Raw genomic sequence first — 25,614 nt, 5'->3', positions numbered from 1 at the left:
ACATTGTATACCCAGCGACCTTGAGTCTGAAGCTAGAAACCTGAATCTAAACTGAACCAGCTGTACCCGTAATCAATTTATAGTGTCTTTTGATATCAATGCTATTAAATTTTGTACTAAATATCAGGTTTACATCATTTATAGCTAATTTTGTTTATTTATTGTGCTAGCGTAACTTTCAGCTTACTTAATAACCAAATGTCTAAAATAGGAATATGAGCATTATATGGATATAACGCTTTTACATGTTTGCCTGCTACTCATCACAGGTTTTTTAGCTGGTATTATTAATACGCTGGCTGGTGGCGGTTCCAATTTAACATTACCAGCGCTAATGATCATGGGAATGCCTGCAGAAGTGGCAAATGCCACTAATCGGGTAGGGGTTGCTATGCAGGCTGTGACTGCTGTATCAGGGTTTAAACGCCATGGTAAGATGGATTCTGACGATATAATCCCTATTCTTATTCCCTCTGTTATCGGTGGCTTAATCGGAGCTGCTGCTGCTGCGTATATGCCAACTGAATACATAAAGCCCGTGCTATTAGGTACAATGCTGACTATGGCGGCAGTGATGCTGGTGAAGCCTTCTCTTATTGCCCCAGAGCCCGGTACGTTAGTTAATAAAGTAAGGGACACTCCGAGCTCGTGGTGGGGGTTAGGTATTGCAGGTTTTTATGGTGGTTTTATTCAAGCTGGCGTGGGGTTTGTATTAATTGCAGCGTTAGCTGGTACATTGCGATATGACTTGGTAAGAGCAAATGCACTCAAAATGCTATGTACATTAGTATTTACTGTTGTTGCGTTAGGGGTATTCATTACTGAAGGGTTAGTGATGTGGGTGCCTGGGTTGATTTTAGCATTTGGCACCATGTTTGGTGCTCATATTGCCGTTAATATGGCGATTAAAGCACAGCCCGCTACTCTCAAATGGTTCCTATTTATAATGACTCTATGCGGTTGTATAGCGGCATTAATGTTTTAGCAACAAAAAAGCCTGACAGAATCAGGCTTTGTTGTTTAGCGTAGCAATTGTGGTTTGCTCGTTTTTATTTAACGTAGCAAGCAAAACCTTTCAGGTAGAAACCTTCAGGGTAAGCACTGTCTAGTGGGTGATCAGCTGCTTGGCCAAAACGTTCAATAAACTGTACTTCACGGTGTGCATCAAGGGCTGCATCGGCAATGATTTTTTGGAACAAACCGTTGTCCATCAAACCAGAACAAGAATATGTTAATAACATACCGCCTGGATTAAGAATTTGCATCGCCAGCATGTTGATATCTTTATAACCACGACATGCACCTACCAGCTGTGATTTAGACTCAGCAAACTTAGGTGGATCCATGATAACAACATCAAAGAATTCGCCACGCTCACGGTATTCACGCAGAAGTTTGAACACATCAGCGTTTACAAATTCTGCATTTTCAACAGGTAAGCCGTTCGCTTCTGCGTTTAATCGTGCTGTATCCAGTGCTGGTTGTGATACATCAACGTTAATAACTTGGCTTGCACCGCCTTTAAGAGCGTAAAGCCCGAAACCACCGGTGTAACAGAAGCAGTTAAGAACACGCTTACCATTCACATATTTAACGGCTGCTTGGCGGCTATCGCGTTGATCTAGGTAGAAACCTGTTTTATGTCCACCGACGATATCAACATTGATTTTAATGCCGTTTTCTTCGATAGTCACAAACTTAGGTGGTTCTTCGCCTGAAAGAACACCAGTACGCTGCTTTAAACCTTCTTTCTTACGAACGGCTACATCAGAACGTTCGTATACGCTACATTCTGGGTAACAAATATTTAATGCTTCAACCAGTGCATCTTTCTGCTCTTCAGCGCCAGCACTTAGTAGCTGACAAACCAAAAAGTTTTGGTAACGGTCAATGGTGATACCTGGTAAACCATCAGATTCAGCGGCAATTAAGCGGTAGCCTGTTAAACCATCACGTGCTGCTAATACATCACGTAAAGCTTGTGCTGCTTTAAGGCGCTTAACAAAGAAATCGACGTTGATTACTTCTTTTTTATCGAATGTCCAAACACGAACACGAATTTGTGATTGTGGAGAATACGCACCACGTGCTAACCATTCGCCTTTGTTGTCGTAAATTTCAACAGTTTCACCCATTGAAGGTTTATTTCCTTCAATGCGATCGATACCGCGAGAGAAAACCCAAGGGTGGCGGCGACGAAGTGATTTTTCACGGCCTTTAACAAGATAAATAGAAGCAGTCATGACATGCCCAGTTAAGGAAATCGAATGGGGGCGTATTATGTTGCTGCTAATCATTAAAAGCAAATGAAAAAGCCGCCAAAATAGGCGGCTTGAGTTAAACCGTTACAGTTTATTAAGCTTTAAGACCGCTCATCAAAGATTCAAGCACTTCTGCTTGTTGGTTGAGTCGCTCAATTTCAGTACTCGATTGAGAAATTACATCACAAACCTGACGTGATTGCTCGCGTACTTGCTCAACGTTAGAGGCAATATTATCTGCCACTGCTCCTTGTTGCTCTGCGGCGGCGGCAATTTCAGTACTGCGATCCGATATCTGCTGATTACGTTCTGTAATTTGACTGATTTCATTATCGACAGAATCCATTAACTGCTCACTTTGCTGAGCGTTTTGAACGGTACTATTCATTACCGACATTAATTGCTGGCTGTTTTGCTGTAAGGATTCAATCATTTGCTGAATTTCAACGGTTGCACTTTGTGTGCGTCCTGCAAGAGTACGTACTTCATCAGCAACAACAGCAAAGCCACGACCTTGTTCACCAGCACGCGCCGCTTCAATCGCTGCGTTTAATGCTAATAGGTTGGTCTGCTGAGAGATGCCATTAATTGTTGTGACAACGTCGTTTATCTTTGTTGCGTTACTGTCTAGTTCAGAGACAGCACTTGCCGCTACATTAATTTCACTCGAAAGCGTAGAAATAGCCGACTTTGTTTCTCCCACTTGTGTTCGTCCAAGCTCAGACATTTCTTGCGCTTCACGGGTTTGATCCGATGTTTGGTGAGCGTGAGTAGCCACTTCACGGATTGATGTCGCCATTTCCTCTGTTGCGCTGGCTAATGAATCTAAATGCTGTTGCTGACTTACTGAAAGGTTTTCACTTTGATGACTACGTTGACGCAGGTCACTACTAATTTGTTGCATCATAGCAGTGGCTTCTTGCGTGGCTTGAACCAATTTTTGTTCACGATCAGCTACGCGGTCTATGGTAATGGCAATGGTGCTGAATTCGTCGCGTACTTGAAAGAAGTTCATTCGTTGTGTTAAGTCGCCATCAGCTAAATTAGCGAGTGCTTTGTTCATGGTGAACATCGCGCCGCCAATGAATGTCATGATGTAATAGACACAGGCTAGTACAACAACAAGCAGTAGAATCGTGAAGCTGATTTGTGTGGTAGATAGATAGTTATAGATACTGGATGGCTCAATCGCTGATATTGCATAGTTCATGTTTGAAACGGTTGATGAAATTTCACCATTTCCAAGTTTTAATCCACTATTAGTAAGTAGCGAGGCTGCATCTGATTGGCTAACATTGTATTTTGATAATAATGCTGTTGCTGTATTGAGTTGGTTTGTCGTGATTTCAATACGTTGTTCATTAGCTGCATCGACTAAAATGGCACTAACACTAATAATGGCAATTAAAGGCAGAAGAAATAAAAGATAAAATTTTTCTTGTATCTTTAAATGAATGAGGTACTTATCAATCCATCGAAATGCGACTTCTTTCATATTGGTGTCCTGATTAACGAAGAATGCTACTGTCTAATGACAATTCACTTTATAAGTCGTTATCGGTTGGTTTATAAAATTCTTGAGGTGATATATGTCACAGATTTGTATAAAGGCAAGCGTTAAAGGAATCGTTCAAGGGGTTGGGTTCAGGTTTCATACCGCTCATGAAGGTTTACAAGATGGTTTGAGTGGTTATGCAATGAACTTACCTGATGGAAGTGTTGAGGTGCTGGCGTGTGGAAATGAAGATAACGTGAATAAGCTGCTAACTTGGCTAGAAAGTGGACCTAAAACGTCGAGGGTTGACAATATCGACGCTGAAATCATTGAATGGCGACATATTGATGGATTCGAAATCAAATAACATGGTTTTTATAGAGCAAATAAATAGTACGAGTGGAATTAAGAGGGTTAAATAAAAGAAACAACAGGGCTAGTTAAATCACATCGCGCCCTGTTTGTAGTCTTTGCTTATGTATCTTGTAAAGGCGTTAGATACATTTTACGGGTTTTGGTAAGCCAGCAAGTTTTGTTGCTTGCTTTGCAGGCCCTTTGATAAATAGTTTATAAAGATAACGAGAGCTACCTTTTTCTTCACCATATTTTTTCGCCATTGCTTTTACAAGCATACGAATAGCGGGTGAAGTGTTAAATTCTAAATAAAATTCTCTTACAAAGAGAATCACTTCCCAATGTGCCTCAGATAATTCAATGCCTTCATCTTGAGCGAGAAGGGGAACAATATCTCTTGACCAATCATCAACGTTCTTAAGGTAACCCTGAGCGTCGGTTTCTATTTGTTTGCCATTAAGTTCAAGCATGATGTACCTCGGTATTCGGATCGCAGAAAGGATAGTGATTCGAACACAGTGCTGCAAGTAGAAATGAAAAAATCATGCAAATTACAGGCAATAAAAAAGCGTCCATTTCGGACGCTTTCTATTATCTATTTTACGATTCACTAAAGAAGTGATTAATCGTTGTTACCCATGATACCTAAGATTTGTAGCAAGCTTAGGAATAGGTTGTAGATAGATACATACAATGTAACGGTTGCAGAGATGTAGTTTGTTTCACCACCACGGATGATTGACTGCGTAGTAAGCAGAATCGCCGCTGAAGAGAACAGAACAAACATACCGCTGATTGCTAATGAAAGCATTGGCATTTGTAGGAAGATATTTGCAACAACTGCAACAATAATCGCAACAAAACCAGCCATTAACATACCATTCAAGAATGATAGATCACGCTTAGTTGTTAGTGCATACGCAGAACAAGCCATAAATGTAAGGGCTGTGCCGCCTAAAGCAGGTACAATTGCATGTCCCATACCAGCGCCAACGTACATGTTCAGAATCGGCCCTAGGGTGTAACCCATGAAACCTGTTAACGCGAATGTGAATACGATACCTAGGCTACTGTCTTTATTCTTTTCAGTTAAGAACATTAGGCCGTAGAAACCAACCAATGTAATGATGATTCCTGGGTAAGGTAAGTTCATTGCCATAGCGGTACCTGCGATAACCGCAGACCAAAGCAATGTTAGAGAAAGTAGGAAGTACGTGTTTCTTAAAACCTTATTGGTTGAAAGTACGCTATCGTAAGATCCAGTACGATTAACTATACGATCGTTCATAAGTGTCCCCTTAGGGTTAGTTATGTTGATATTTGTTAAGACATATATGAGGGCAAACGTTCATAATTGCAAGCTATTAACTTGTAATAAAACCATTTACTTCACGCACACATCCTATCTAAGTTCTTGAGTAGAATGATACTTAACATTTCATTATCTTTTACGGTAAAAATGTAAATAAATGTTTCAGTGTCATCCGTGTATAAATCCGTATGAGGTTATAACCCTCAATTTGCACATTGTAACACTCAATGAGTGATTGCGAATAAACCCTTTTGTTTGTGGTACAAAAGGGTTTAATGAAACGAATGCGATACAGAGTTTTCTATATTTAATGTTCTGCTCTATTGATAGATTACATCATGCAGCAAAACAGAAGCTGAATAAAGCTTCTGTTTTTGTATTCAACTACATTTAATGCAGTATTTGGCTCAAGAATAACTGCGTACGGTCAGATTGTGGGTTGTCAAAGAAATCGTGAGGATTGTTTTCTTCTATGATCTCACCAAGGTCCATAAAGATAACGCGATCGGCAACCTGACGGGCAAACCCCATTTCGTGCGTCACGCATATCATGGTCATACCTTCATGAGCCAATTCAACCATAACATCTAACACCTCGCGTACCATTTCAGGGTCTAGCGCTGAAGTAGGCTCATCAAAGAGCATTATTTGCGGGTTCATGCATAGCGAACGTGCAATCGCGACACGCTGCTGCTGCCCACCAGAAAGTTGCCCTGGATACTTATCTGCTTGGTCGGGTATTTTAACGCGCTCAAGGTAATTCATCGCTAATGCTTCAGCTTCTTTCTGAGGCATTTTCTTCACCCAAATAGGCGCAAGGGTACAATTCTCTAATACGGTAAGATGGGGGAAGAGGTTGAAGTGCTGAAAACACATACCGACTTCTTTACGTACTAATTCGATATTTTTAAGATCATCGGTTAGTTCGTTACCTGCAACAACTACCTGACCCTTCTGGTGTTCTTCTAGGCGGTTAATGCAGCGAATCAAGGTTGATTTTCCTGAGCCAGAAGGACCACAAATAACGATTTTTTCACCTTTATTAACGGTTAGATTGATGTCTTTTAGTACGTGAAATTGCCCATACCATTTATTAACGCTAGATAGTTGAATCATTGTATCGGTCATAATAGATTGATCCGACTTTGTTGTTTCGTCCAAAGTGGCTTCACCACCAGAAAGGTTACTACTTGCAATCAACGTACTGCTTGTCATAGTGCTATCCTTGCTTATCGTTTATGACCCGTGTGCAATTTATTTTCTAAAAAGATACTGTAACGAGACATACTGAAACAGAAAACCCAAAAAACGAGAGCGACAAAAATATAGCTTTCTGTCGCAAAGCCTAACCAGTCGGGGTCGCTATTGGCGGCTTGGCCAATACCTAACACATCGAACATACCGATGATCAATACAAGGCTGGTGTCTTTAAATAGACCAATAAAGGTGTTCACAATTGAAGGGATGGTAATCTTTAAGGCTTGCGGTAATACAATCAGGTACATACTCTTCCAATAAGAGAGCCCCAGAGCATCTGCCGCTTCGTATTGACCTCTAGGTATGGCTTGCAACCCACCACGTATAACTTCTGCCATATAGGCGGCGCTAAATAACACCACACCGATTAATGCCCGAAAAAGCTTATCCATTTCCATTTCTGAGGTTAAAAATAATGGCAGTAGTACAGAAGCCATGAATAATACGGTAATAAGGGGGACACCACGCCATATCTCGATATAAACGGTACATATACTACGTATTATTGGCATTTCAGAACGGCGCCCAAGAGCGAGTGCTACTCCAATAGGCAGTGAAACAACAATGCCTACAATCGCAATAACCAGTGTGACAAGCAAACCACCCCATAAGTGGGTATCAACAACTTCTAAGCCAAATACACCGCCGTATAACAAGAAGGCAGCAAAGAAAGGGTAAACATTAACAAAGAATAACCAAATCCATTTTCTACCCGGTGTTTTTTCTATCACAAGCAATGAAATGAAAATTGCTAGCGTGAAATAAAACAGCTTTGGTCGCCAAAGTTGATCGGCAGGGTAGAATCCGAACATGAATTGGTCAAAACGGACATTAATAAATACCCAACATGCTCCATCACTAGAACATGCATCACGCGTATCACCAACCCAATCAGCGTTTATAAACGCCCATTGGATAACGGCCCATAATCCCGTTATTGCAAAATAAGCAAGGAAAATGGTCATGATAGAATTTGTTATTGATGAAAATAAGTGCTGACGAGCCCATCCAATAATACCGACAGTATTTGCTGGTGGTGGTAAGTCAGGCTGAAAATTATGATGACTCATTATATTACCTCTCCACCAAAGCGACTTTCTTGTTATACATATTCATAAAGAATGACGTAATTAAGCTTAAACTTAGGTAAACCCCCATAGTCATAGCAATAATTTCAATAGCTTGACCTGTTTGATTCAATGTTGTGCCAGCAAAAACAGACACAAGATCGGGATAACCGATAGCCATCGCTAATGAAGAGTTTTTGGTAAGGTTTAAATATTGGCTAGTAAGAGGTGGAATAATGATTCGCATCGCTTGAGGAATAACGACCAAGCGTAACGTTTTACTTCGTGGTAAACCTAAAGCAAGCGATGCCTCTGTTTGTCCATGATTGACGGCATTAATGCCTGAACGCACAATTTCAGCAATGAAAGAGGCGGTATAGATGCTAAGTGCGACAAGTAAAGCGGCTAACTCCGGTAAAATAGAGATACCACCACGAAAGTTAAACCCTTTTAGCTCTGGATATTCAACCGATATAGGCATACCTGCTGCAAAAAAAGCAATAAGTGGTAAACCAATTACCATGCCTATGGTTGTGAGTAATATTGGCGATTGCTCCCCTGTGTCTTGCTGTTTTTTATGTGATCGAATGGCATATATGATGGATAGCACAACCGCTAAAGCAAATGCTGCAAATATCCAACCTGAACCTTCATTAAATACAGGGCCAGCAAGATAAAGCCCACGCACATTAATAAAAAGGCTCTCGCCAATGCTTAGGCTCTGACGTGGTGACGGCAGTGCTTGAAGTACTGCAAAGTACCAGAAGAAAATTTGTAATAAGAGGGGGATATTACGGAATGTTTCGATATAAAGCGCCGCAAAGCGACTGATTAACCAGTTTGAAGAAAGACGTGCAATACCGACGGTGAAGCCGATAATTGTCGCTAAAAAAATACCTAAAACAGACACTAACGCTGTATTTAGTAAGCCGACAAAAAAGGTACGACCATAAGTATATGTTTCATCGTAATCGATCAGTGTTAAGCCAATACCAAAACCAGCTTCTTGGTTGAGAAATCCAAACCCTGTTGCAATACCACGTGCATCAAGATTTTCCAGTGCGTTATTTATGATGTTGTAAAAAAAGAAAAGTAACCCCAATACCGCGATTAGTTGGAAAACAATGGCGCGAAAAGTGGGGTTATAAAAAAGGTTTTGTTTCTTAGGTGGACTTGCTACATCCGATGTATTTAACGCTTTTGCTGTTTTAGGAGCCATACAACAACCTCAGTTCCTATTGAGATGTTGGGAGGCAGCAATAATGCCACTGCCTCCGCTTCATAATACGTAGATTGATTTAAAATTAACGAATAGGGGCTGCGTATTGAATACCGCCATCTTTCCAAAGTGCATTTAAGCCACGTTCGATTTTAAGAGGTGAACCTGTACCAACAGTACGTTCGAAGCTTTCACCATAGTTGCCAACTTGTTTTACGATTTGGTATCCCCAATCATCACTTAGGCCAAGTCCTTTACCTTTAGGACCATCTAAACCAATTAGACGACGAATATTTGGATCTTTTGATTCTTTCATTTTATCGACATTTGCAGATGTAACGCCGTATTCTTCAGCATTAAGCATTGCACTTAATGTCCACTTAACAATATTGAACCATTGATCATCGCCTTGTCGAACAACGGGTCCTAGTGGTTCTTTAGAAATCACTTCAGGAAGAACAACCGCAGAAGCAGGTTCGGCAAGGTTTAGACGAAGTGCATATAACCCTGATTGGTCTGTGGTTAATACATCGCATCGGCCAGAGTCAAAACCTTTAGATGTCTGAGGGGCCGTATCAAATACAACTGGGCTATATTTCATGCCATTAACACGGAAATAATCGGCAAGGTTAAGTTCTGTCGTTGTACCTGATTGAACACATACTGCTGCGCCATCTAGCTCTTTTGCACTAGAGACACCTAGTTCTTTTTTGACCATAAACCCTTGGCCGTCATAATAACTTACACCAGCAAAGTTCAAGCCTAGAGCACTATCACGATGTAGAGTCCATGTTGTGTTTCGAGATAACACATCAATCTCGCCTGATTGAAGTGCAGTAAAACGTTCTTTTGCTGTTAATGGAATATATTTAACTTTAGTTTTATCACCGACAGTTGCTGCTGCGATTGCCTGGCAGAATTCAACATCAAGCCCTTCCCATTCCCCTTTAGAGTTTGGATTTGAGAAGCCTGGTAAGCCAGCACTCACACCACATTGGACATAACCTTGCTTCATTACCTTTTCTAGGGTTGTATTCGCTGCAGATGCATTAACCGCAAAAAGTGCTGATGTAGTGGCTATTGCCGCAAATAGCACTGATGATTTTTTAGCCATTATTGTCGTCCTTGTTTAATGTAAAAGCGCATGTTGTGTTTGTTTTGAATCTCTCACCATTTAAATGTAAATGGCTTGTTAACAAATACAAGTATAGAAACATAATCATTAACGTCTATTCTTATGACGGTTTTTGATCACGTTTTCGTTAATTCTTTATAATTAGCAAGTTACAGATTAAAATTGTCGTGTGAATTTTTATGCCGTATTACTGATTGAATGCTCATCGTGATTTAGCCGGTTTTTAATGAGGTTAATAGCCGTATCTGTAATGAAGGAAATGTTAAACGTAGGGGTACATTAGGGGGGGTAAAGATGGAGATACTATTGTGATGAAAATATTTATTGTAATATTGGCATATTATTCATTGATTTATGTCTATTTTTTTGTTTGTCATCTTATTTGTTCTAGGAGGGAGAAAAGGCTACTGGATTTTATCCTGATAATAAAACTGGAAGAGTACTGTAATGAATTAATATTGATAAGGTCGTTTCGCAATGTTGTAATTTTCGGATATATGCATATTGTGGTTTTTTATATATGATTGGTGAAAGAGTTTTTCTGCTTCGTTTATGTGGCAATTGCACTATAACAAAGCAAAAAAACACGGAATAAGTAATGAGGCTAGTATGGGGTTGTTAATGTAATGGTTTATTTTTAGGCTGTTATTTAACACACGTTGTATATAAAAGCGCGGGCGGGCGATATTCATCATACTTACCACTTCGCAAATTTAACGTCTTTATTTCGTTGGTAATAGGGTTGACTGATGAAGTCCAATAGCTGATCTCTGTTGGCCAGCGATATCGCATTAAGAGGTGCCTGCCATGGCTTTGTAGCAGTTCAATTTCATCATACGTAGGAAGCCGTAATCCATAGTTGCGACACCATTTTTGAGCACTATTAATATTTATACGCGACCAATAGTTATCTTGTTCATTAATGAACATTGGTGGCATATTTTCAGTCGAGTAAATATCTTTGGGCTGGTGATACTGTAATCCGTTAAATGTAAAAGAGTAAATAATCGAGTTAAGTACCACTCGATTTTCAACAAGCGTGTTTAGCTTGGGATTATTCGGTTCTTTGGCTGGCGTTACTTGAGTGTTTTTGGACTTTGATACGGATTTTAATGTAGGTGATTTAGCTAAACCAGATATTGTTTTTGTGGTGTGCCGTATAAATGTGCTTGTTATTTTTTTGGTTTCAAGTTGTTGTTTTGCTCCCATAGCCTTGGTGTACGTCGAGTAGGGACCAATAAGACAACGATATTTACCAGTGTCTTCTATTAAATAAGCATTGTCCGGAAATAAGAGGTTCACTTTTCGCGAAAAATTTGTGTTTGGAATTGCGCTACTGTAGTTACATTGAACCCAGAAACTACCAGTGTTTGATTTTGGTATTTTTCCCCATAACCCAGCACCAATATCACAAGTATTGTTAAGTTGTTTCCACACGTTATTCGTCGTTGATATTTCAACTGCGCATAACGAACTACCTGAAGGAGGTATCGAGTTTGCTTTTGCTAGATTTACAAAAGGTAAGCAAGCAAATAATGAGCAGTAAACTGCAAAACGGCTAATGTTGCTAAGCATATCGGTCTATGTGTTTACATTAATAAATTCAATAATTGGACATATAGAAACACAAAAGTTGTCATTAATAAGTGAAATTTCAGCTAAATAACGATTTATTCATCATTTTATATATAATTTGCGCAGTCGAGCCAATAGTTAATAAAAAGAGTTTACAGCAAAGAAGAAGATACGTATTATCTGCCGCCTACGGAGAGATGGCTGAGTGGTCGAAAGCACCGGTCTTGAAAACCGGCAAGGGTTTATAGCCCTTCTAGGGTTCAAATCCCTATCTCTCCGCCATATTTAGAAAAGGGCGCTGATTTATCAGCGCCCTTTTTGCATATAGGGATTGTGGCTAGAGGGATTTGTTCCAAATCCACCTCACCCAGAACACTCCGCCACATTCAAAGAAGCCGCTACTCTGTTAGCGGTTTTTTTACGCCTGGGTTTTACCAAATAAGATAGGGATGCAGAATCCTAGATTGGGTTCACCTGAGCGAAGCAAAAGCACATTGCCTGTACCGAAGGTGCGATATAAAAGAAAACCCAGATCTTTCGATCTGGGTTTTGTTACTTCAAGTTTTTTGTAGGGTAATTAGTTCACTGTTACAGTGACTGTTGCTACGTTTGAAGTATTACCGTTGGCATCATTAACGGTGTAGTTAAAGCTAAATGTACCTTTACTTTTCGCGAAGTACGAAATTGTACCGTCATTTCTGACTGTGATAGTTGCTTTACTTGATGGTGGTAGGTTAGTGACTACGACAGATCGCTTATCAAGCGCTGCACCATTAACTACGTCATTATCAAGCACTCGAAGGGTGATTGTTCTATAACGCTTTGTTGTTGCATAGTCGTTTACCGCATCAGGTGAAAGGTCTTCTGGTGCATCTAAGAATCCAACCAATGCTGGTAGATTTTTAGCTGCTCGACCTTGTGCACCCACACGCGGAATTTCTAACCACTCATCAACTGCTAGACCATCGCCACGATTTGATGCAAAGTTTTCATCATTAGGGTGACCGATTGGTACAAATAACTGTGGACGATCAAACGGTGCAGCCTCCCAACGAACACGGTCATCTGTTAGTGATTTTAAGAAGGCAACAAGGTTGGCTTGCTCTTCGTATGATAGTTCTAAGCTATTAATATCAGGGTCTAGGTTAGAATCGTGAGATCCAAAGCCTGATGTATTATGTGTATCAGTACCTTGGCGATTACCACCTCGGTTATAAAACTCAACAACTTGTTCTAGGGTTGCCATACCACCATTGTGCATATAAGGTGCCGTTAGTTCTACATTTCGCAGACCAGGTACTTTAAATGCGCCATCTACTGCGTTAGGTTCATACGCTGTGAGCGGTACGCCTGGGTTAACTTCGAACGTATCTGGATCTACCTCAAAATCGTCTGGTGCATTACCGCCACCAGCTACAACCTGAGCTTGACGTGTGAAGGATAGAGGGTGTCCAAATGGTCCATCAGCACCTACTCCCAAGTCTTCTTCAGATGGGCGAACACCAATGTTGTAGAATCCATTATCGTAAGCAGCTGGAAGCTGGTTGCCCATAAGCATACGTTCAACTAAACCATCTTCTTCGTTTTCTGGTACAAGGTGAGTCGCAGCTTTCGAGAATTCAGGACCGCTGTGACAGTTTGCACACTTACCTTTACCTAGGAAGATGCCCATACCTGCTTGTTCTTCACTGGTTAATGCATAAGAATCACCATCCATAAAGCGGTCGAATCGAGAATCATCTGAAATCAATGTACTTTCATACATCTGGATTGCTAGCCCCCAGAATAATGAAAAGTTCATTTCAAACTGGTTATAGCCATCAGTTGATTTATATGGGCTCTTCCAATAACCGTCTTGGAAGGCATCAATAATCAGTTTACGGTAATCAACCATTAAACCTTTGCCACCAAGTACAGCTGTTGAACCAAGCACACTATCGGTAGGGTCAACTTCCTGTAATGCGAGCGGCTTAAGTTTTAGCATTTTACGGCCAAGTTGTTTAAATGACTTTCCGCCACAAGACATTTCGAAATCACTTAAAGGGGGACCAACAGCCTGTGATGCTGCACTTGAGTTAATTAGATTAACTTCTTCAAGGCTGGTACTGTGGGTTAATTGGTTATAATAAACAACTCTTGCGTCTTCATTTCGACGACCAAATGGGTCTACACCATTAAACACGTTATTTGCGCGACCATCCCAAAAGTTTCTGAAATTAAAAATGGCGTTAATCATAGTCGGTGTATTACGTGGTTCAACTTTTCGACTACCTACATTGGCAACATGGAATATATCTTCTACTTTATCGCAATTTTCAATACCATCAGTAAAGTCGTTATATTCCTTGACGATGTTTAATCCATTAAACTTACTCCCAAATATACCCTGGGAAGAAGTTACGTCATCGGTTTCAAATACAATGTTAGAGTTACGATCTTTGGGGTCAGCAAATTGGGTGAATGGATAATCATCAAGTGTAAGGGTGTAATTCGGTCCCCCGCTACCGCCAGACTTAGTAGAGTTGAATATTTCTCTTTTACTTGGGTCAGTATGATTTAAACCGGGGCTAAGTTGGTTTCTATCACGAGGATCCGCACCGGCACTGAAGTGACAACTACCACAGCTTTGACCTTCGCTACCTGTTTGCATATCCCAGAATAGGGCTTTACCTAGCTTAATAGCAGCATCTTTATTCTTGATATATTTTTCAATGCCTGGAACCGCAGCTGGTTCTATTCCTTTTAATGAACCAATAGATGGAGGTTCAACAACAACTGGTTCTACTGAATAAACATACCCTGTCGATAATCCAAATATAGTTGTAGCTGCTATCACAGCACCGAGCCGTGAACGTCTTTTATTCGTTCTATTACTCATTACGCGCTCCTAGTGTTTTAATTTTATTTCTAACACAATTAACAATGATTAAGTTTTATTCCTTGCCAACTAATAATGAGTGATAAATGTAAAAACTATTTATCATTTTTGCGATATTATTATAAATATAAAATATGTTGTTTTTATATTTGATTTTTTGGTTTCTAAAGTGAGAGGTTAAATTGGAAGTGATATTTATTATGTCCTAATTATTATTGCTGAGTGCTGTTTCTTAGTGTGAATATATTTGTTTGATTTGAGATTTTATCATGTTAAAGATTAGGTGTTGTAAATATGACACTAATCTTATTTATTATGTTGTTTATAAGTTCGTTGTTGAAACTTTATTCTTATTAATAGCATTGGTATCAGAAATGTTTAGGGACATTATTTAGCTTGCAGTGAGTGTTCGAAGAAAATGCTCTCTACCATCTATGGCAGGGGGCATTTATAGTTAAGAAAAAAACTGACATCTCTTATCATTTTTTTCGTTGTTGTTATTTCCTATTGCTGCTATTTCCCGTTCATTGCCTTTAGCTTGTCACCAACAGGACCTGAAAAATTATAGCCATCATGTTCATCTCAATTGATAGACCATGTCATCACCCCACCAAAATTTGGATAGAGTTTAGTGGGGGCAATGGTTCCGCAGCTTGTACCAAGCGTTAGACAGTCAAGGGTATTAACAATGTTTGGCTCGGAGCTTGGCCCGACTTTTTGCGAGCAATTCGATTTTTTTGTTCGGGTAAAAAAGTATAGCGAGAGTCTTTATGGAAAACCCTAACGATTATCTTATTGCTAGAAAGACGTTAGGGTTTCTATTTAAGAGTCGGTGCATCGTTTTATTAACATGAAACTTCATCCCAGAACCAATTTGTACTGGTAGGGCTTTCCCAAACGCCTGGGCTATTTTTGGCAACAAAGCACTTACCGATATTCATTATTTTATCACCGTTATTCACAGTTGTTTGCCCTGCAATCCATTGAACGAAACCTGTTGGTGGTAACGAAACAACGGGCGGCTCTGGCTCTATCTGTGGTTCTGGGTTGACGGGAGTATTGGAAATGAGTTTCCACGGATTACCTTTGATTGGTTCATTACCTTGTGACCACCATTTCGCTTCATAAGAAGCACCGTTGTAACTCACTTTCTCACCACCGATGTAAACAGTGTTTACGTTCCACGCAGGGTAGGTGCCATCGACAGGAGGTTCTGGATCGATTGGCGGCTCAGGATCAACTGGAGGGTCTACAGGATCTAATTGATCAACCACGCGGACGCTTGGCCAATTAGCGTGAGACTCATAGAAATTAGTGACACATTTTTCGTAGTCAGCTTTAATCAAAGCTGAATAGGCAGTTTGATAACCTACCAGCTTACACTCAAAAGAGACTCCACCTGGGCGATCAGCGTAATACGTCCAGTCACCATCCCAGTTGGTGTAAAGTACATGGGTCGCACCATCTAGGTTAAGGCTACCGTATGGTTTTTGCTGCCAGCACGTATTTTTTTCATCTGCTTGGATAGGTATTTGGTAGTAATCTGATAATCCTTCCCAGTAGCGAATACGATTAACGGGTTGCCCTTTATCTTTATTTTGTTCACCACATTCAATACCACCATTAATGATATTAATAGTAGTACCAAAACCGTAGCCAATTCCTGCCTCTGTTTCTCGCTGAGATGGCTTCCATGTACGATCAATTACGTGCAGCATGGCAGGTTTGGGCGATTGAGGGGTTAGAAAGAACCATGTTGCAGAAGCCAAATTTAGCCACGAATCTGCAACTCGTCCTGGGTCGTTAAGCAAGACAGTTGCATCACCATCGAACATGACTTCAGAAAAAGCACCATAGTTAAAGTGGTATGAAAGCTGCTTGGCACCACGTCCAAAATAGCCTTGTCCTTCTGCACATGGCCAGCGTTTATTCTGCCAATCGTCTTGACCACATCCAGTTGTATAGCCGGGTTGTCCTTCAGACCAACCCATCTCGCGAACGTGAACCAATGCCTGTTGCCACTCTTCTAAACCTTTCGGATTGTCCCAAGTATTGTCGACGGCAATATGGCCACCTGTTTCTTGAGCAAAATGGGCAAAAGAGGTAATAATAGATCGTTTACAAATCGCGTCGGAATCCCGACCATCAGTATATTCGCCACAAAACGCTGGGAATTTGCCTATTGCACGAAGAAAGCGGGTATAGGTGTATTCTGGTGCAGCCATTTGCGTTAGGTAGTTCCATTCTGTTTTTGGAAATACACGCTCTGCTCGAATGACGTTACTTGGATTAGAGGCTAAGCCTGGTAAAATGGTCTCAACTTGTTGATTAGGCAGTGTTTCAAGTGCTTTTTCCCAGGTGTCATACATTGGATCAGTTGTTTTAGCTTGCTCTGCAGCTTCAATATCAGACCGAGGTATAACATAGCCACCCGGGTTATTGGGGTCTGGCTGAATACTCATAGCAAAGCTGCTGGTGGCAAGGGGGCAACTGAGTAATATTGCTAAGTGCCGGAATTTAAACATATTAGTATCCCTTTAATAAACATTTATGTTGTTTGTTTCATTGTGCTATTCACGATGAACGATTAGTGTTTATTGCTTAGGGTTGACTTCAGTTTCGTTCTTTATCAAATGCATAGCTATTGCAATATATAACCTTGTTTGCACTTGAACCACCGAGGTGAAATTTCATTTTAAACTGAAAGTTCGCACCCTATTGGTGATTAACTCTAAATGTTTTGCTTAATATATTATGTTTTGAAATTTTTGGTTGTTTAGGCTGGAAATAAAGGTAGGTTTATTTACAAGATTGAATATTGTCAATATTAATATGTGCGAGTGATTTCATTTATTCACTGAATAGCAAAGCAAAGGTAACATTTTTTTTGAATCACCAGCTCATTTATATTCTTACTGAAAGGGTAAAAAGAACCGCATACAGAAGCTACTTTGTAGCTGATAATATATGCGGTTTATTTGTTATCTATCTTGACGTTTATTTAAGTGACATTGCTATTTGGAATTCATCGCTTTGGCGCTGAATCCAACGTAGGCGCATGGCAAGCATAATCGCCGCAGCGGATAAACCAACAATATTACCAATCCAGAAACCATGCGGACCCATCGGCTCTACAATCCAGTCTGTCATACCCAGAATATAACCAACAGGTAAACCTAGTATCCAGTACGCGATGAATGTACGAATAAAGATTGCTCGCATATCTTTATAGCCACGTAAGGCTCCTGCAGCGACAACTTGAATCGCATCGCTACATTGGTAAACAGCAGCTAAGAATAAAAGCTGGCCAGCAAGTACAATAACATCGGTATTATCGGTGTAGAGAAGAGCAATCTCTTCACGGTAAATAATGGTTAAAATAGCGGTCATTAACGACATAATTAACCCAACAATAAGACCACAATGGCTTGCTATTTTAGCGCCAACTAAGTCTTGTTCACCAAGCATGTGACCAACACGAATACTTAATGCAACACCTAAACTCATGGGTAACATGAAGATCAACGACGAAAAGTTAATCGCGACTTGGTGTGAGGCAACAATAATTGAGCCCAATGGTGAAATCATTAAAGCAATTACCGCAAATAATGACACTTCAAAAAACATTGAAGCGGCAACAGGGAAACCAAGCTTGAACAATCGAAGTACTGCTTTAGGCTGTGGTTTGTACCAAATTTCAAACAATCCAGCACGTTTAAGGCGCTTGTTTACTAATACATAAACCAACATAGAGAAGAACATTAACCAATAAACAATGGCTGTAGCCACCCCACAACCGACACCGCCCATTTCAGGGAAACCGAATTTTCCATAAACAAAAATCCAGTTAAGCGGAATATTAGCCATTAGACCTATAAAACCGATAACCATGCCGGGCACAGTTAAAGATAACCCTTCTGCAAAACTTCTTAGGGTTTGGAATAGTAGAAAAGCGGGCACGGCATATACAACAGCATGTAAATAACCAATGGTTTTTTCAGCCAAAATAGGTTCGACATCCATGTAGTCAATCAATATACCGGCATTATATAAAATGGCCATAATGGGAATGGACATGATCAAGGCAAGAAGAAAACCATGTTGTACTTCAAAAGGAATTTTATCTTTTTTGCCTGAACCATTAAGTTGCGCCACGATTGGTACAAGGGCAATTAATAACCCTACACCAAAAAGAATGGCAGGTAACCAGATACTAGAAGCAACAGAAACGGCAGCCATATCGGTAGCACTGACACCACCAGCCATAACGGTATCAACGAATCCCATTGATGTTTGGGCAACAGATGCAATAAGAACAGGTATTGCTAGAGTAAGAAGTTGACGTGTTTCACGCCTGTAATTATGCACAGAGCATGCTCCTAAAAGCAGAAGTAAAGAATAAAGGTATAGTGTTAAGCGCGGTGATTATAGCGATTCAATAAGAAGAGACAATCAATATTGCTAGTGAATGACGACAATTCAGCAACGTTGTTTAATATGCCAATACATTAGCATATTTTACGAATAGTTTATGCGGTGTGTTTTTTGTTTTTTTGGGGGGAATGACGATGATGCGTATTGATGGCAACTATGATGGGGAAGTCTATGATACTGCTGGTAAGGGGATAACGATTTACTGTTGCTTTAGATGCCCTACATCATGATGGTAGGACATCTGTGAATATCATCATTTACAGCTCTTTTTTTATTTCCTTTAGCTCTTCCCGCGTAATTTCGCCGTTAGCAAAGCGGCATTTTGCAACTTCAATCGCAGAGCTAGAGGGCGATTTATTATCTTGCTTGATAGCCTTTATTATTAGGTATACAAAGGCAATCATAAGAATCCACATGAAAATCATTGAAAATGGCATCATAGTCATCGTGTGCATAGTATGCATAGTATCTCCTGGGGTAAATATGTATTAATGAACTCAATGACAGCGTTATTGTTGTTCAGGGGTGGTTTTCATCATTGTTGTCATGTTTCCCTGACACCCCATTTTCTTCATCATTTGTTGCATCTCTGGGTTTGATTGCATCTCGGTCATCATGGCTTGCATCTGCTCGGGATTCTTCATCATGTTGTGCATCATTTCAGAATGCATTCCAGTCATGTGAGTGCCATCTTGGTCTGTTTCATGATGAGCGCTGTTAGCCATCGCAATCGAAGGAAGAATAACTAGACTTGCTGCTAATAAAATTGAACGTTTCATTTGATCACCTTTAATGTTTTTTGTTTTGACCTAGCTATTAAAACAAAAAAGTTTGTCGCAGATTTGTCAGAAACGAATTCATTTATGTCAAATTATGCCAGTTTGAATTGTACTCAACTCATTGACATACATTGACAAGAACTCAATAGGTTAATGGCGTATAGTCATTATTCATTCGTCTTATATTGTGGGTTTTCATGGACAGTTCCGCTTTACCTTTACTACCTCATCTATTAATCGTTGATGACCATAGTGAGATTCGTGATTTGTTAAAGCGTTTTCTAAGCCAGCATAATTATCGGGTTTCTGTTGCCGCAGATGGGGATGAAATGGAGCAATGCCTTCGAGACAACACCATTGATTTGATTGTGCTGGATTTAATGCTGCCCGGAAAAGATGGATTAACCTTATGCCGTGAATTACGTGTTCATTCTAATATACCGGTCATAATGCTGACAGCTATGGGCGAGGAGGTTGATAAAATCATTGGCCTCGAAATGGGCGCGGATGATTATTTGCCTAAGCCGTTTAATCCTCGCGAATTATTAGCCCGCATAAAAGCTGTTATTCGTCGTTTTAATGCGATTCCTGAAGGTAAGTCAGTACTTAAGTCAAAAGCGGATTCTGTTGAAGAGGTGCAAGATAAAGAAAGCCATGTTTATCGTTTTAATCGTTGGTGTTTTGATATTGGTCAGCGTGAGTTAACAGACAACGATGGTATTGCGGTTTCATTAACGAGTGCAGAATTTACTTTATTGAAAGTATTTGTTGAGCACCCAAGAAAAGTATTAAGCCGAGAACAGTTATTGGATTTGGCCAAAGGGCGAGAGACTGATGTATATGATCGCTCTATTGATACTATTATTAGCCGGTTACGGAAGAAGTTAGAAATCGATCATAAAAAGCCTGAATTAATCAAAACTATTTGGGGTGGGGGTTATCAAATGGTGTGCGAGGTAAAACATGATTAAACGTATTTTACCTTCTAGCCTTATTGGTAAAATTTGTATCATTATGGTACTCGGTTTGGTATTTGAGTTATTGATTGCCCTTCAAATTTTTACGAACGAACGCGTTCAGATGCTTAATTTAACCACAAGTAATAGTACCTTAGAACGTGTTGCAGCCTTGGTTAATGTGATTGATCGCACGCCTGTAGGGCTGCATGATGAAATATTGGCAGCCAGTCAAAGCTCAGGTTTAACTTTGTCGCTTGATAGGACTGCGGTTGTGACTGGAAACCAACGAGCAGATTTATCTTCACAATTGACACAGTCTTTCTCTGAGCCCCTTCCTCATCAAGTGAAGATCCAATCTGTTACCTCGCAACATCATAACGAACAACGAGCAGGCATGACCAAGATGATGCGGCATATGCATATGTCGATGAAACACATGCCTATGATGCAACAATCGGCGGTTGAATATAAAACGCAGCTGATTGGCTCGGTAAAGTTATCCAATAATTATTGGCTAAATTTTAGTTCTGCGATTGATCAGCAGGCATTACGCTGGTCTTGGTCCGCAATTACTGGGTTAATTTTAGTGGCATTATTTACGATGATTGCGATGTATTGGGTGGTTAAACGATCGTTACTTCCGGTTAAAAAGCTGGCTGTTGCCGCCCAAAAATTGGGGCAAGAACGAGACTTTACCCCGCTTGAACTTTCAGGGCCAGAAGAGATCTTACCGACAATTAAGGCATTTAATCAGATGCAAACACAACTATCGCAGTTTGTTGATGATAGAACAAAGATGCTTGCTGCTATTTCTCACGATTTACGTACCCCCATTACCAGCATGCGCTTACGACTAGAATTTATTGAGCACAATGAGGATCAAAAACAATTATTAAAGACACTGACTAATATGGAGTCGATGATTGAAGCGACAATGAACTTTGCGCGAGACGATGCCCAACAAGAGCCAAGTCAAACCGTTGAGCTAACCAGTTTATTGCAAACAATTACCGATGATTATCAAGACCGAGGCGATATCATACACTTTATTGCTGCTAATAAAATTATATGTCGATTGTCGCCTATTGCCTTTAGGCGAGTGATTGAAAATTTACTGAACAATAGTTTGTGTTATGGACAGCAGTCTGAGAATACATCTCTGATTGAATTAAACTGCTTTAATGATGAACAGCACACTGTTGTCCAGGTTTGCGATCGTGGTACAGGTATTGATGAAAGTGCATTAGAGGACGTTTTTAAACCTTTTGTACGATTAGAGAAAGCCAGAGATACTAGTTCATCAAGTGTGGGATTGGGCTTATCTATTAGCCGCTCGATTATTCAAACCCATGGCGGCTCGTTAATTTTACGAAATCGCAGTGAAGGTGGCCTTTGCGCTGAGATACGATTGCCACTATATCATCGTCCACAATCTAAATAAGCTTCGGTGCAACCTCTATATATAGAAGCGGTGTATATAGCAAAGGTGCAAACAGAAATGGTGGGAGTCGAATGGTTTTGAATCCTACATTTTTGTGCGTTTGGATATATAATGCGATGACTAACCAACTGATATTAAAATAATAGTCGGGGATACAGATGTTTACAGGAATTGTTCAAGGTACGGTACGTGTTGTTAAAATATTAAAAAAAGAAAATTTTCAGACACATGTGTTAGAAATGCCGCAAGAGCTGCGAAAAGGATTAACGCTTGGTGCATCCGTTGCACATAACGGTTGTTGTTTAACGGCTACCAAAGTAGAAGGCGACTTCGTTTCTTTTGATTTAATGCAAGAAACTTTAAAAGTGACTAATCTCGGCTTGTTAGTAGAAGGCGATAACGTCAATATTGAACGTGCAGCAAAATTTGGTGATGAAATTGGCGGGCATTCTATGTCGGGCCACATCAATCTATGTTCGACCATTTCTGATGTTATTACTACCGCTAACAATTGTACAATCTGGTTTACGATGCCAATGTCGTCGATGAAGTATGTATTAACAAAAGGGTATATTGGTATTGATGGTTGTTCATTAACTATCGGTGAGGTTAAGGACAATCTATTCTGCGTGCATCTGATCCCTGAAACACTGGAAAGAACACTTTTTGGTATCCGTAAAATAGGTGATGTAGTTAACATTGAAATTGATCCACAAACTCAAGCGATTGTTGACACCGTCGAGCGAGTACTTATGAATCAATCGAGTAACACACAGTAATAAATTTATTATTAAGTTAAGCCTATTGAGTGGTTATATATTGAATTCTCATATAGGCTTAGACTCACTTTTGTCTATGACGAAGACTAAAAAATTTGTTCATCATCAGCATCAATAAATAAATTGATGGTTTTATGAACTTCATCAATTTGCATGTTTAAATGCACCGCATGACAGCACGACGGGCAGTCATCGTAGAATTCTTGGCTACCACCACTCGTATCAAGAGTTATCTTGATAATATGTCCACAATGCGGGCAAGAGACACTCTGCTCTGAATAATTCGTCATTTGATACTCCTTGGTATGATGCATCTCTACAGATACAAAAATTCACAGAACCAGCGTCACCACTTGATGCTCCTGACGTAAGAATCATTCTTAATAAATGTGTCAGGTGATTTACTGGTATAACTAAATCCTAGCGTTTAGCATTGGTTTTTGCTGAAAATTAACTACAAACTTTGAATTGATAAGAAGAACTGAATAATTATTAAGTGAAGGTTCTCAGTATTGTCTTTTTTTGATGGATATGAAGTGATTTATAACTTTTAAGTTATTTTATAAAACGCCAAAAATGAAACATTTATATAATTGAACAGTAAGAATTGTTGATGAAACTCGGTTTAGCCCTTTGTAACACCAACAATTGAATTGTTTTTTGTTTATAGACTACTTAATAATTGCTGATTTACTTCGTGAAGCGATGAAAGTTTTCTATCTGCAATCGCCCAGCGAGCATCATTGGCATATTCCGCTTCAGGTACCGCTATCCCTTTCATTTGTGCCGCTTTGGCTGACAGTAAACCATTGACTGAATCTTCAAAGGCGACGCATGCTTGTGGCTCTACGCCCAATGCATCTGCAGCGTTGATGTACACTTCTGGGTGGGGTTTACCATAACGAAGATGTTCAGCAGATAACACAGCTTCAAATTCATTTTCTAGCTCTAATGCTTCTAACGTCGCTTCAATTAAACCTAATGGTGATGAAGAGGCTAGGGCAACCTTTAGTCCCATTGCTTTACAGGTTGCAATGGCTTCAAATACACCGGGTAGCACTGGCTTATGTTCTTTTACTAAATCTTGAACGCGAGAAACGATTAAAGCGGTTATTTCTGCACAATTAGGACCTTGCCATGGTTGTTTTTTGAACCAAAAATCGACGACTTGATCAATGCGTAAACCCATCGTTTGCAATGTATCTTTTTGTTCAATGGTAACGCCGATAGATGAGAATATTTCGACTTGCGCTTGTTGCCAAAACGGTTCTGAATCGACGAGTAGTCCATCCATATCAAATACTGCTGCTTTTAACATGACTTTTTCATACCTATAAGGTTTATAACAATCTTGATAAATACTTGATGATCTACTTATCAAGATGGGCATTACACATAACGACTGTTGAGATTACTGTATTTTGCGCAAAAAAAACATTAGCTCGTTTATCGGGCTAATGTTTTCGATTCTGCTTTATTGTGACATTTATCATGATACGCGCTTTAGCACTGCATATGGTCAGATACACTATTTATCGAGTTTTAGCTTTTCTATAATATGCTCTGCTTGGGCTAAGTACTCACCGCCGAATAGATTACAGTGATTTAAGATATGGTATAAATTATAAAGGTCACGGCGTTCTTGATATCCATCATCTAATGGGAAAACAGATTGATACCCTTCATAGAAACTGGCAGGGAAACCACCAAAGAGCTCTGTCATTGCGATATCACACTCTCTATCTCCCCAGTATGTAGCGGGGTCAAAAATGATAGGCCCTGTGACCGTCAGTGCTGTATTACCATGCCATAAATCGCCATGAAGCAAAGAGGGGGTTGGCTGGTGGTGCATCAATAACGAAATAACATTACCCGTAATGGTATCGATATTCCCAAATTTAATTCCCTTTTCTTCACACAGTTGAAGTTGCCATGCTATGCGTTGCTCGGCAAAGAATCGACACCAACGACGACGCCATTTATTAGGCTGCGGAGTAATACCCACATAATTATCAAAATCAAAACCGTATTCTGCTTGCTCTCCCCATTGGTGTAATTCAGCAAGCTGCTGACCAAGTTTGAAGGCAGATTCGTTGTCGATGGTTTTGGTTGGTAAGTAATTTAGAACTAAGAACGACTTTTCACGGCATGTGCCAAGGTGTAATAGTTGAGGTACTTGAACACAATTAGCCTCGTTTAGAATGCGTAAACTTTCGGCTTCACTTTTAAACATGGCAAGCTGTTCTTTATCATTCAGTTTGATAAAAAAGCGCTCATCACCATCACCGACGCAATAACATTGATTGACATCTCCACCTTCGAGAGCCTCTCGTTCGCTGATTTTAAACGGTTTACCCAGTACATCTGATAGTTGGTGAGAAATGGCCTGCCACATAGCATCCTCCGTGTTGGAACAATACAATCAGTTAAACAGCTACCCACGTTAATATGAATAGCGACGAATAATAGTAGTGTCTCATCAACATCTTAGACCATTTAAGGAAGATATAACCGTGCATTTATCAAGGTTTGAACTTTGTATGCAATATTCATTGCGTGAAAAAGCTTGTAAATCAACTTAGAAGAGAGGGGTATCAAAGGTGGGAAAAGGATTAAAATAGAAAAATCGAGCCTGACCATAATGCTAAAGGTCAGGCTCGATTTATATC

Annotated in this window: 22 protein-coding genes, 1 tRNA gene and 1 pseudogene; 6 read left to right on the top strand and 18 right to left on the bottom strand. The window is 39.9% G+C overall.

Features of this window, described 5'->3' with window-relative positions; translation table 11 throughout:
- Positions 1-226: 226 nt before the first annotated feature.
- A complete protein-coding gene (locus C9J48_RS19070; protein WP_006232302.1) occupies positions 227-985 on the top strand; it encodes a sulfite exporter TauE/SafE family protein in 759 nt (252 codons plus the stop codon).
- A gap of 64 nt (positions 986-1,049) precedes the next feature.
- Here C9J48_RS19070 and C9J48_RS19065 read toward each other — a convergent pair whose 3' ends face one another.
- On the bottom strand, positions 1,050-2,243 hold the full coding sequence (locus tag C9J48_RS19065; protein ID WP_006232301.1) for a class I SAM-dependent methyltransferase: 1,194 nt from the start codon (positions 2,241-2,243) through the stop codon (positions 1,050-1,052).
- A 112-nt stretch (positions 2,244-2,355) separates the two neighbouring features.
- A complete protein-coding gene (locus tag C9J48_RS19060; RefSeq protein WP_006232300.1) occupies positions 2,356-3,756 on the bottom strand; it encodes a methyl-accepting chemotaxis protein in 1,401 nt (466 codons plus the stop codon).
- A 94-nt stretch (positions 3,757-3,850) separates the two neighbouring features.
- Between C9J48_RS19060 and yccX the strand changes: the two genes are divergently transcribed.
- On the top strand, positions 3,851-4,123 hold the full coding sequence (gene yccX, locus C9J48_RS19055; RefSeq protein ID WP_006232299.1) for an acylphosphatase: 273 nt from the start codon (positions 3,851-3,853) through the stop codon (positions 4,121-4,123).
- 127 nt (positions 4,124-4,250) lie between these two features.
- Here yccX and C9J48_RS19050 read toward each other — a convergent pair whose 3' ends face one another.
- The 7 genes from C9J48_RS19050 to C9J48_RS19020 all read right to left on the bottom strand — a co-directional run bounded on the left by C9J48_RS19050 (position 4,251) and on the right by C9J48_RS19020 (position 11,675).
- Positions 4,251-4,580, bottom strand: coding sequence for a TusE/DsrC/DsvC family sulfur relay protein (locus C9J48_RS19050; RefSeq protein WP_107242184.1), 330 nt, complete (start codon positions 4,578-4,580; stop codon positions 4,251-4,253).
- Positions 4,581-4,732: 152 nt separating this feature from the next.
- A complete protein-coding gene (locus C9J48_RS19045; RefSeq protein ID WP_006232296.1) occupies positions 4,733-5,398 on the bottom strand; it encodes a Bax inhibitor-1/YccA family protein in 666 nt (221 codons plus the stop codon).
- A gap of 414 nt (positions 5,399-5,812) precedes the next feature.
- On the bottom strand, positions 5,813-6,550 hold the full coding sequence (locus C9J48_RS19040) for an amino acid ABC transporter ATP-binding protein (RefSeq protein WP_036803807.1): 738 nt from the start codon (positions 6,548-6,550) through the stop codon (positions 5,813-5,815).
- 101 nt (positions 6,551-6,651) lie between these two features.
- On the bottom strand, positions 6,652-7,749 hold the full coding sequence (locus tag C9J48_RS19035) for an amino acid ABC transporter permease (RefSeq protein WP_006232294.1): 1,098 nt from the start codon (positions 7,747-7,749) through the stop codon (positions 6,652-6,654).
- Between the two features lie 4 nt (positions 7,750-7,753).
- Complete coding sequence (locus C9J48_RS19030; RefSeq protein ID WP_006232293.1) at positions 7,754-8,965, bottom strand: amino acid ABC transporter permease; 1,212 nt, start codon at positions 8,963-8,965, stop codon at positions 7,754-7,756.
- 85 nt (positions 8,966-9,050) lie between these two features.
- Positions 9,051-10,079, bottom strand: a complete 1,029-nt coding sequence (locus C9J48_RS19025; protein WP_006232292.1) for an amino acid ABC transporter substrate-binding protein — start codon at positions 10,077-10,079, stop codon at positions 9,051-9,053.
- A 666-nt stretch (positions 10,080-10,745) separates the two neighbouring features.
- Positions 10,746-11,675: an SPOR domain-containing protein gene (locus C9J48_RS19020; RefSeq protein ID WP_006232291.1), complete on the bottom strand. Its 930-nt coding sequence runs from the start codon at positions 11,673-11,675 to the stop codon at positions 10,746-10,748.
- 191 nt (positions 11,676-11,866) lie between these two features.
- Here C9J48_RS19020 and C9J48_RS19015 point away from each other — a divergent pair.
- Positions 11,867-11,957 (top strand) — tRNA-Ser (locus C9J48_RS19015).
- Positions 11,958-12,252: 295 nt separating this feature from the next.
- Here the strand turns inward: C9J48_RS19015 and C9J48_RS19010 are convergent.
- The 6 genes and pseudogenes from C9J48_RS19010 to C9J48_RS18985 form a co-directional block, all read right to left on the bottom strand.
- Positions 12,253-14,553 carry a cytochrome c peroxidase gene (locus tag C9J48_RS19010; RefSeq protein WP_006232290.1) on the bottom strand — a complete coding sequence of 767 codons (2,301 nt, stop codon included), beginning with the start codon at positions 14,551-14,553 and terminating at the stop codon, positions 12,253-12,255.
- Positions 14,554-15,066: 513 nt separating this feature from the next.
- A pseudogene (locus C9J48_RS28290) lies at positions 15,067-15,269 on the bottom strand (hypothetical protein); the annotation flags it as partial.
- Positions 15,270-15,398: 129 nt separating this feature from the next.
- Positions 15,399-17,078, bottom strand: a complete 1,680-nt coding sequence (locus tag C9J48_RS19000; protein ID WP_006232289.1) for a chitinase — start codon at positions 17,076-17,078, stop codon at positions 15,399-15,401.
- A 472-nt stretch (positions 17,079-17,550) separates the two neighbouring features.
- Complete coding sequence (locus tag C9J48_RS18995) at positions 17,551-18,921, bottom strand: MATE family efflux transporter (protein WP_006232288.1); 1,371 nt, start codon at positions 18,919-18,921, stop codon at positions 17,551-17,553.
- Positions 18,922-19,244: 323 nt separating this feature from the next.
- The gene (locus C9J48_RS18990) at positions 19,245-19,451 is read right to left on the bottom strand and encodes an SHOCT domain-containing protein (RefSeq protein WP_006232287.1); all 207 of its coding nucleotides are present in this window, start codon (positions 19,449-19,451) and stop codon (positions 19,245-19,247) included.
- Positions 19,452-19,496: 45 nt separating this feature from the next.
- Positions 19,497-19,766: a hypothetical protein gene (locus tag C9J48_RS18985; RefSeq protein WP_006232286.1), complete on the bottom strand. Its 270-nt coding sequence runs from the start codon at positions 19,764-19,766 to the stop codon at positions 19,497-19,499.
- A gap of 197 nt (positions 19,767-19,963) precedes the next feature.
- Here C9J48_RS18985 and C9J48_RS18980 point away from each other — a divergent pair, with 197 nt between their 5' ends.
- The 3 genes from C9J48_RS18980 (at position 19,964) to C9J48_RS18970 (ending at position 22,945) form a co-directional block, all read left to right on the top strand.
- A complete protein-coding gene (locus tag C9J48_RS18980) occupies positions 19,964-20,737 on the top strand; it encodes a response regulator (protein WP_006232285.1) in 774 nt (257 codons plus the stop codon).
- Entirely contained in the window at positions 20,730-22,166 is a 1,437-nt protein-coding gene (locus tag C9J48_RS18975) for an ATP-binding protein (protein WP_006232284.1), read from the top strand. The genes C9J48_RS18980 and C9J48_RS18975 overlap by 8 nt, the downstream gene beginning before the upstream one ends.
- A gap of 158 nt (positions 22,167-22,324) precedes the next feature.
- Positions 22,325-22,945 carry a riboflavin synthase gene (locus C9J48_RS18970; protein WP_006232283.1) on the top strand — a complete coding sequence of 207 codons (621 nt, stop codon included), beginning with the start codon at positions 22,325-22,327 and terminating at the stop codon, positions 22,943-22,945.
- A gap of 86 nt (positions 22,946-23,031) precedes the next feature.
- On the opposite strand, the gene C9J48_RS18965 is transcribed toward C9J48_RS18970, so the two are convergent.
- The 3 genes from C9J48_RS18965 to C9J48_RS18955 form a co-directional block, all read right to left on the bottom strand.
- Entirely contained in the window at positions 23,032-23,235 is a 204-nt protein-coding gene (locus C9J48_RS18965; RefSeq protein ID WP_006232282.1) for a CPXCG motif-containing cysteine-rich protein, read from the bottom strand.
- A gap of 374 nt (positions 23,236-23,609) precedes the next feature.
- Positions 23,610-24,263 carry a hexitol phosphatase HxpB gene (hxpB, locus tag C9J48_RS18960; RefSeq protein ID WP_006232281.1) on the bottom strand — a complete coding sequence of 218 codons (654 nt, stop codon included), beginning with the start codon at positions 24,261-24,263 and terminating at the stop codon, positions 23,610-23,612.
- A gap of 210 nt (positions 24,264-24,473) precedes the next feature.
- Complete coding sequence (locus tag C9J48_RS18955; protein ID WP_006232280.1) at positions 24,474-25,340, bottom strand: fructosamine kinase family protein; 867 nt, start codon at positions 25,338-25,340, stop codon at positions 24,474-24,476.
- Positions 25,341-25,614: the final 274 nt, after the last annotated feature.

Source organism: Photobacterium profundum (assembly GCF_003026285.1).
Taxonomy (GTDB): domain Bacteria; phylum Pseudomonadota; class Gammaproteobacteria; order Enterobacterales; family Vibrionaceae; genus Photobacterium; species Photobacterium profundum.
Note: the sequence above shows the minus strand (reverse complement) of the source record. Positions and strands in the feature narration are given on the sequence as shown.

What these genes read in the sequence shown, in the direction of transcription:
- C9J48_RS19070 (WP_006232302.1), top strand. Translation starts at nt 227, where the DNA reads ATGGATATAACGCTTTTACATGTTTGCCTGCTACTCATCACAGGTTTT.
- C9J48_RS19065 (WP_006232301.1), bottom strand. Translation starts at nt 2,243, where the DNA reads ATGACTGCTTCTATTTATCTTGTTAAAGGCCGTGAAAAATCACTTCGT.
- C9J48_RS19060 (WP_006232300.1), bottom strand. Translation starts at nt 3,756, where the DNA reads ATGAAAGAAGTCGCATTTCGATGGATTGATAAGTACCTCATTCATTTA.
- yccX (WP_006232299.1), top strand. Translation starts at nt 3,851, where the DNA reads ATGTCACAGATTTGTATAAAGGCAAGCGTTAAAGGAATCGTTCAAGGG.
- C9J48_RS19050 (WP_107242184.1), bottom strand. Translation starts at nt 4,580, where the DNA reads ATGCTTGAACTTAATGGCAAACAAATAGAAACCGACGCTCAGGGTTAC.
- C9J48_RS19045 (WP_006232296.1), bottom strand. Translation starts at nt 5,398, where the DNA reads ATGAACGATCGTATAGTTAATCGTACTGGATCTTACGATAGCGTACTT.
- C9J48_RS19040 (WP_036803807.1), bottom strand. Translation starts at nt 6,550, where the DNA reads ATGACCGATACAATGATTCAACTATCTAGCGTTAATAAATGGTATGGG.
- C9J48_RS19035 (WP_006232294.1), bottom strand. Translation starts at nt 7,749, where the DNA reads ATGAGTCATCATAATTTTCAGCCTGACTTACCACCACCAGCAAATACT.
- C9J48_RS19030 (WP_006232293.1), bottom strand. Translation starts at nt 8,965, where the DNA reads ATGGCTCCTAAAACAGCAAAAGCGTTAAATACATCGGATGTAGCAAGT.
- C9J48_RS19025 (WP_006232292.1), bottom strand. Translation starts at nt 10,079, where the DNA reads ATGGCTAAAAAATCATCAGTGCTATTTGCGGCAATAGCCACTACATCA.
- C9J48_RS19020 (WP_006232291.1), bottom strand. Translation starts at nt 11,675, where the DNA reads ATGCTTAGCAACATTAGCCGTTTTGCAGTTTACTGCTCATTATTTGCT.
- C9J48_RS19010 (WP_006232290.1), bottom strand. Translation starts at nt 14,553, where the DNA reads ATGAGTAATAGAACGAATAAAAGACGTTCACGGCTCGGTGCTGTGATA.
- C9J48_RS19000 (WP_006232289.1), bottom strand. Translation starts at nt 17,078, where the DNA reads ATGTTTAAATTCCGGCACTTAGCAATATTACTCAGTTGCCCCCTTGCC.
- C9J48_RS18990 (WP_006232287.1), bottom strand. Translation starts at nt 19,451, where the DNA reads ATGCATACTATGCACACGATGACTATGATGCCATTTTCAATGATTTTC.
- C9J48_RS18985 (WP_006232286.1), bottom strand. Translation starts at nt 19,766, where the DNA reads ATGAAACGTTCAATTTTATTAGCAGCAAGTCTAGTTATTCTTCCTTCG.
- C9J48_RS18980 (WP_006232285.1), top strand. Translation starts at nt 19,964, where the DNA reads ATGGACAGTTCCGCTTTACCTTTACTACCTCATCTATTAATCGTTGAT.
- C9J48_RS18975 (WP_006232284.1), top strand. Translation starts at nt 20,730, where the DNA reads ATGATTAAACGTATTTTACCTTCTAGCCTTATTGGTAAAATTTGTATC.
- C9J48_RS18970 (WP_006232283.1), top strand. Translation starts at nt 22,325, where the DNA reads ATGTTTACAGGAATTGTTCAAGGTACGGTACGTGTTGTTAAAATATTA.
- C9J48_RS18965 (WP_006232282.1), bottom strand. Translation starts at nt 23,235, where the DNA reads ATGACGAATTATTCAGAGCAGAGTGTCTCTTGCCCGCATTGTGGACAT.
- hxpB (WP_006232281.1), bottom strand. Translation starts at nt 24,263, where the DNA reads ATGTTAAAAGCAGCAGTATTTGATATGGATGGACTACTCGTCGATTCA.
- C9J48_RS18955 (WP_006232280.1), bottom strand. Translation starts at nt 25,340, where the DNA reads ATGTGGCAGGCCATTTCTCACCAACTATCAGATGTACTGGGTAAACCG.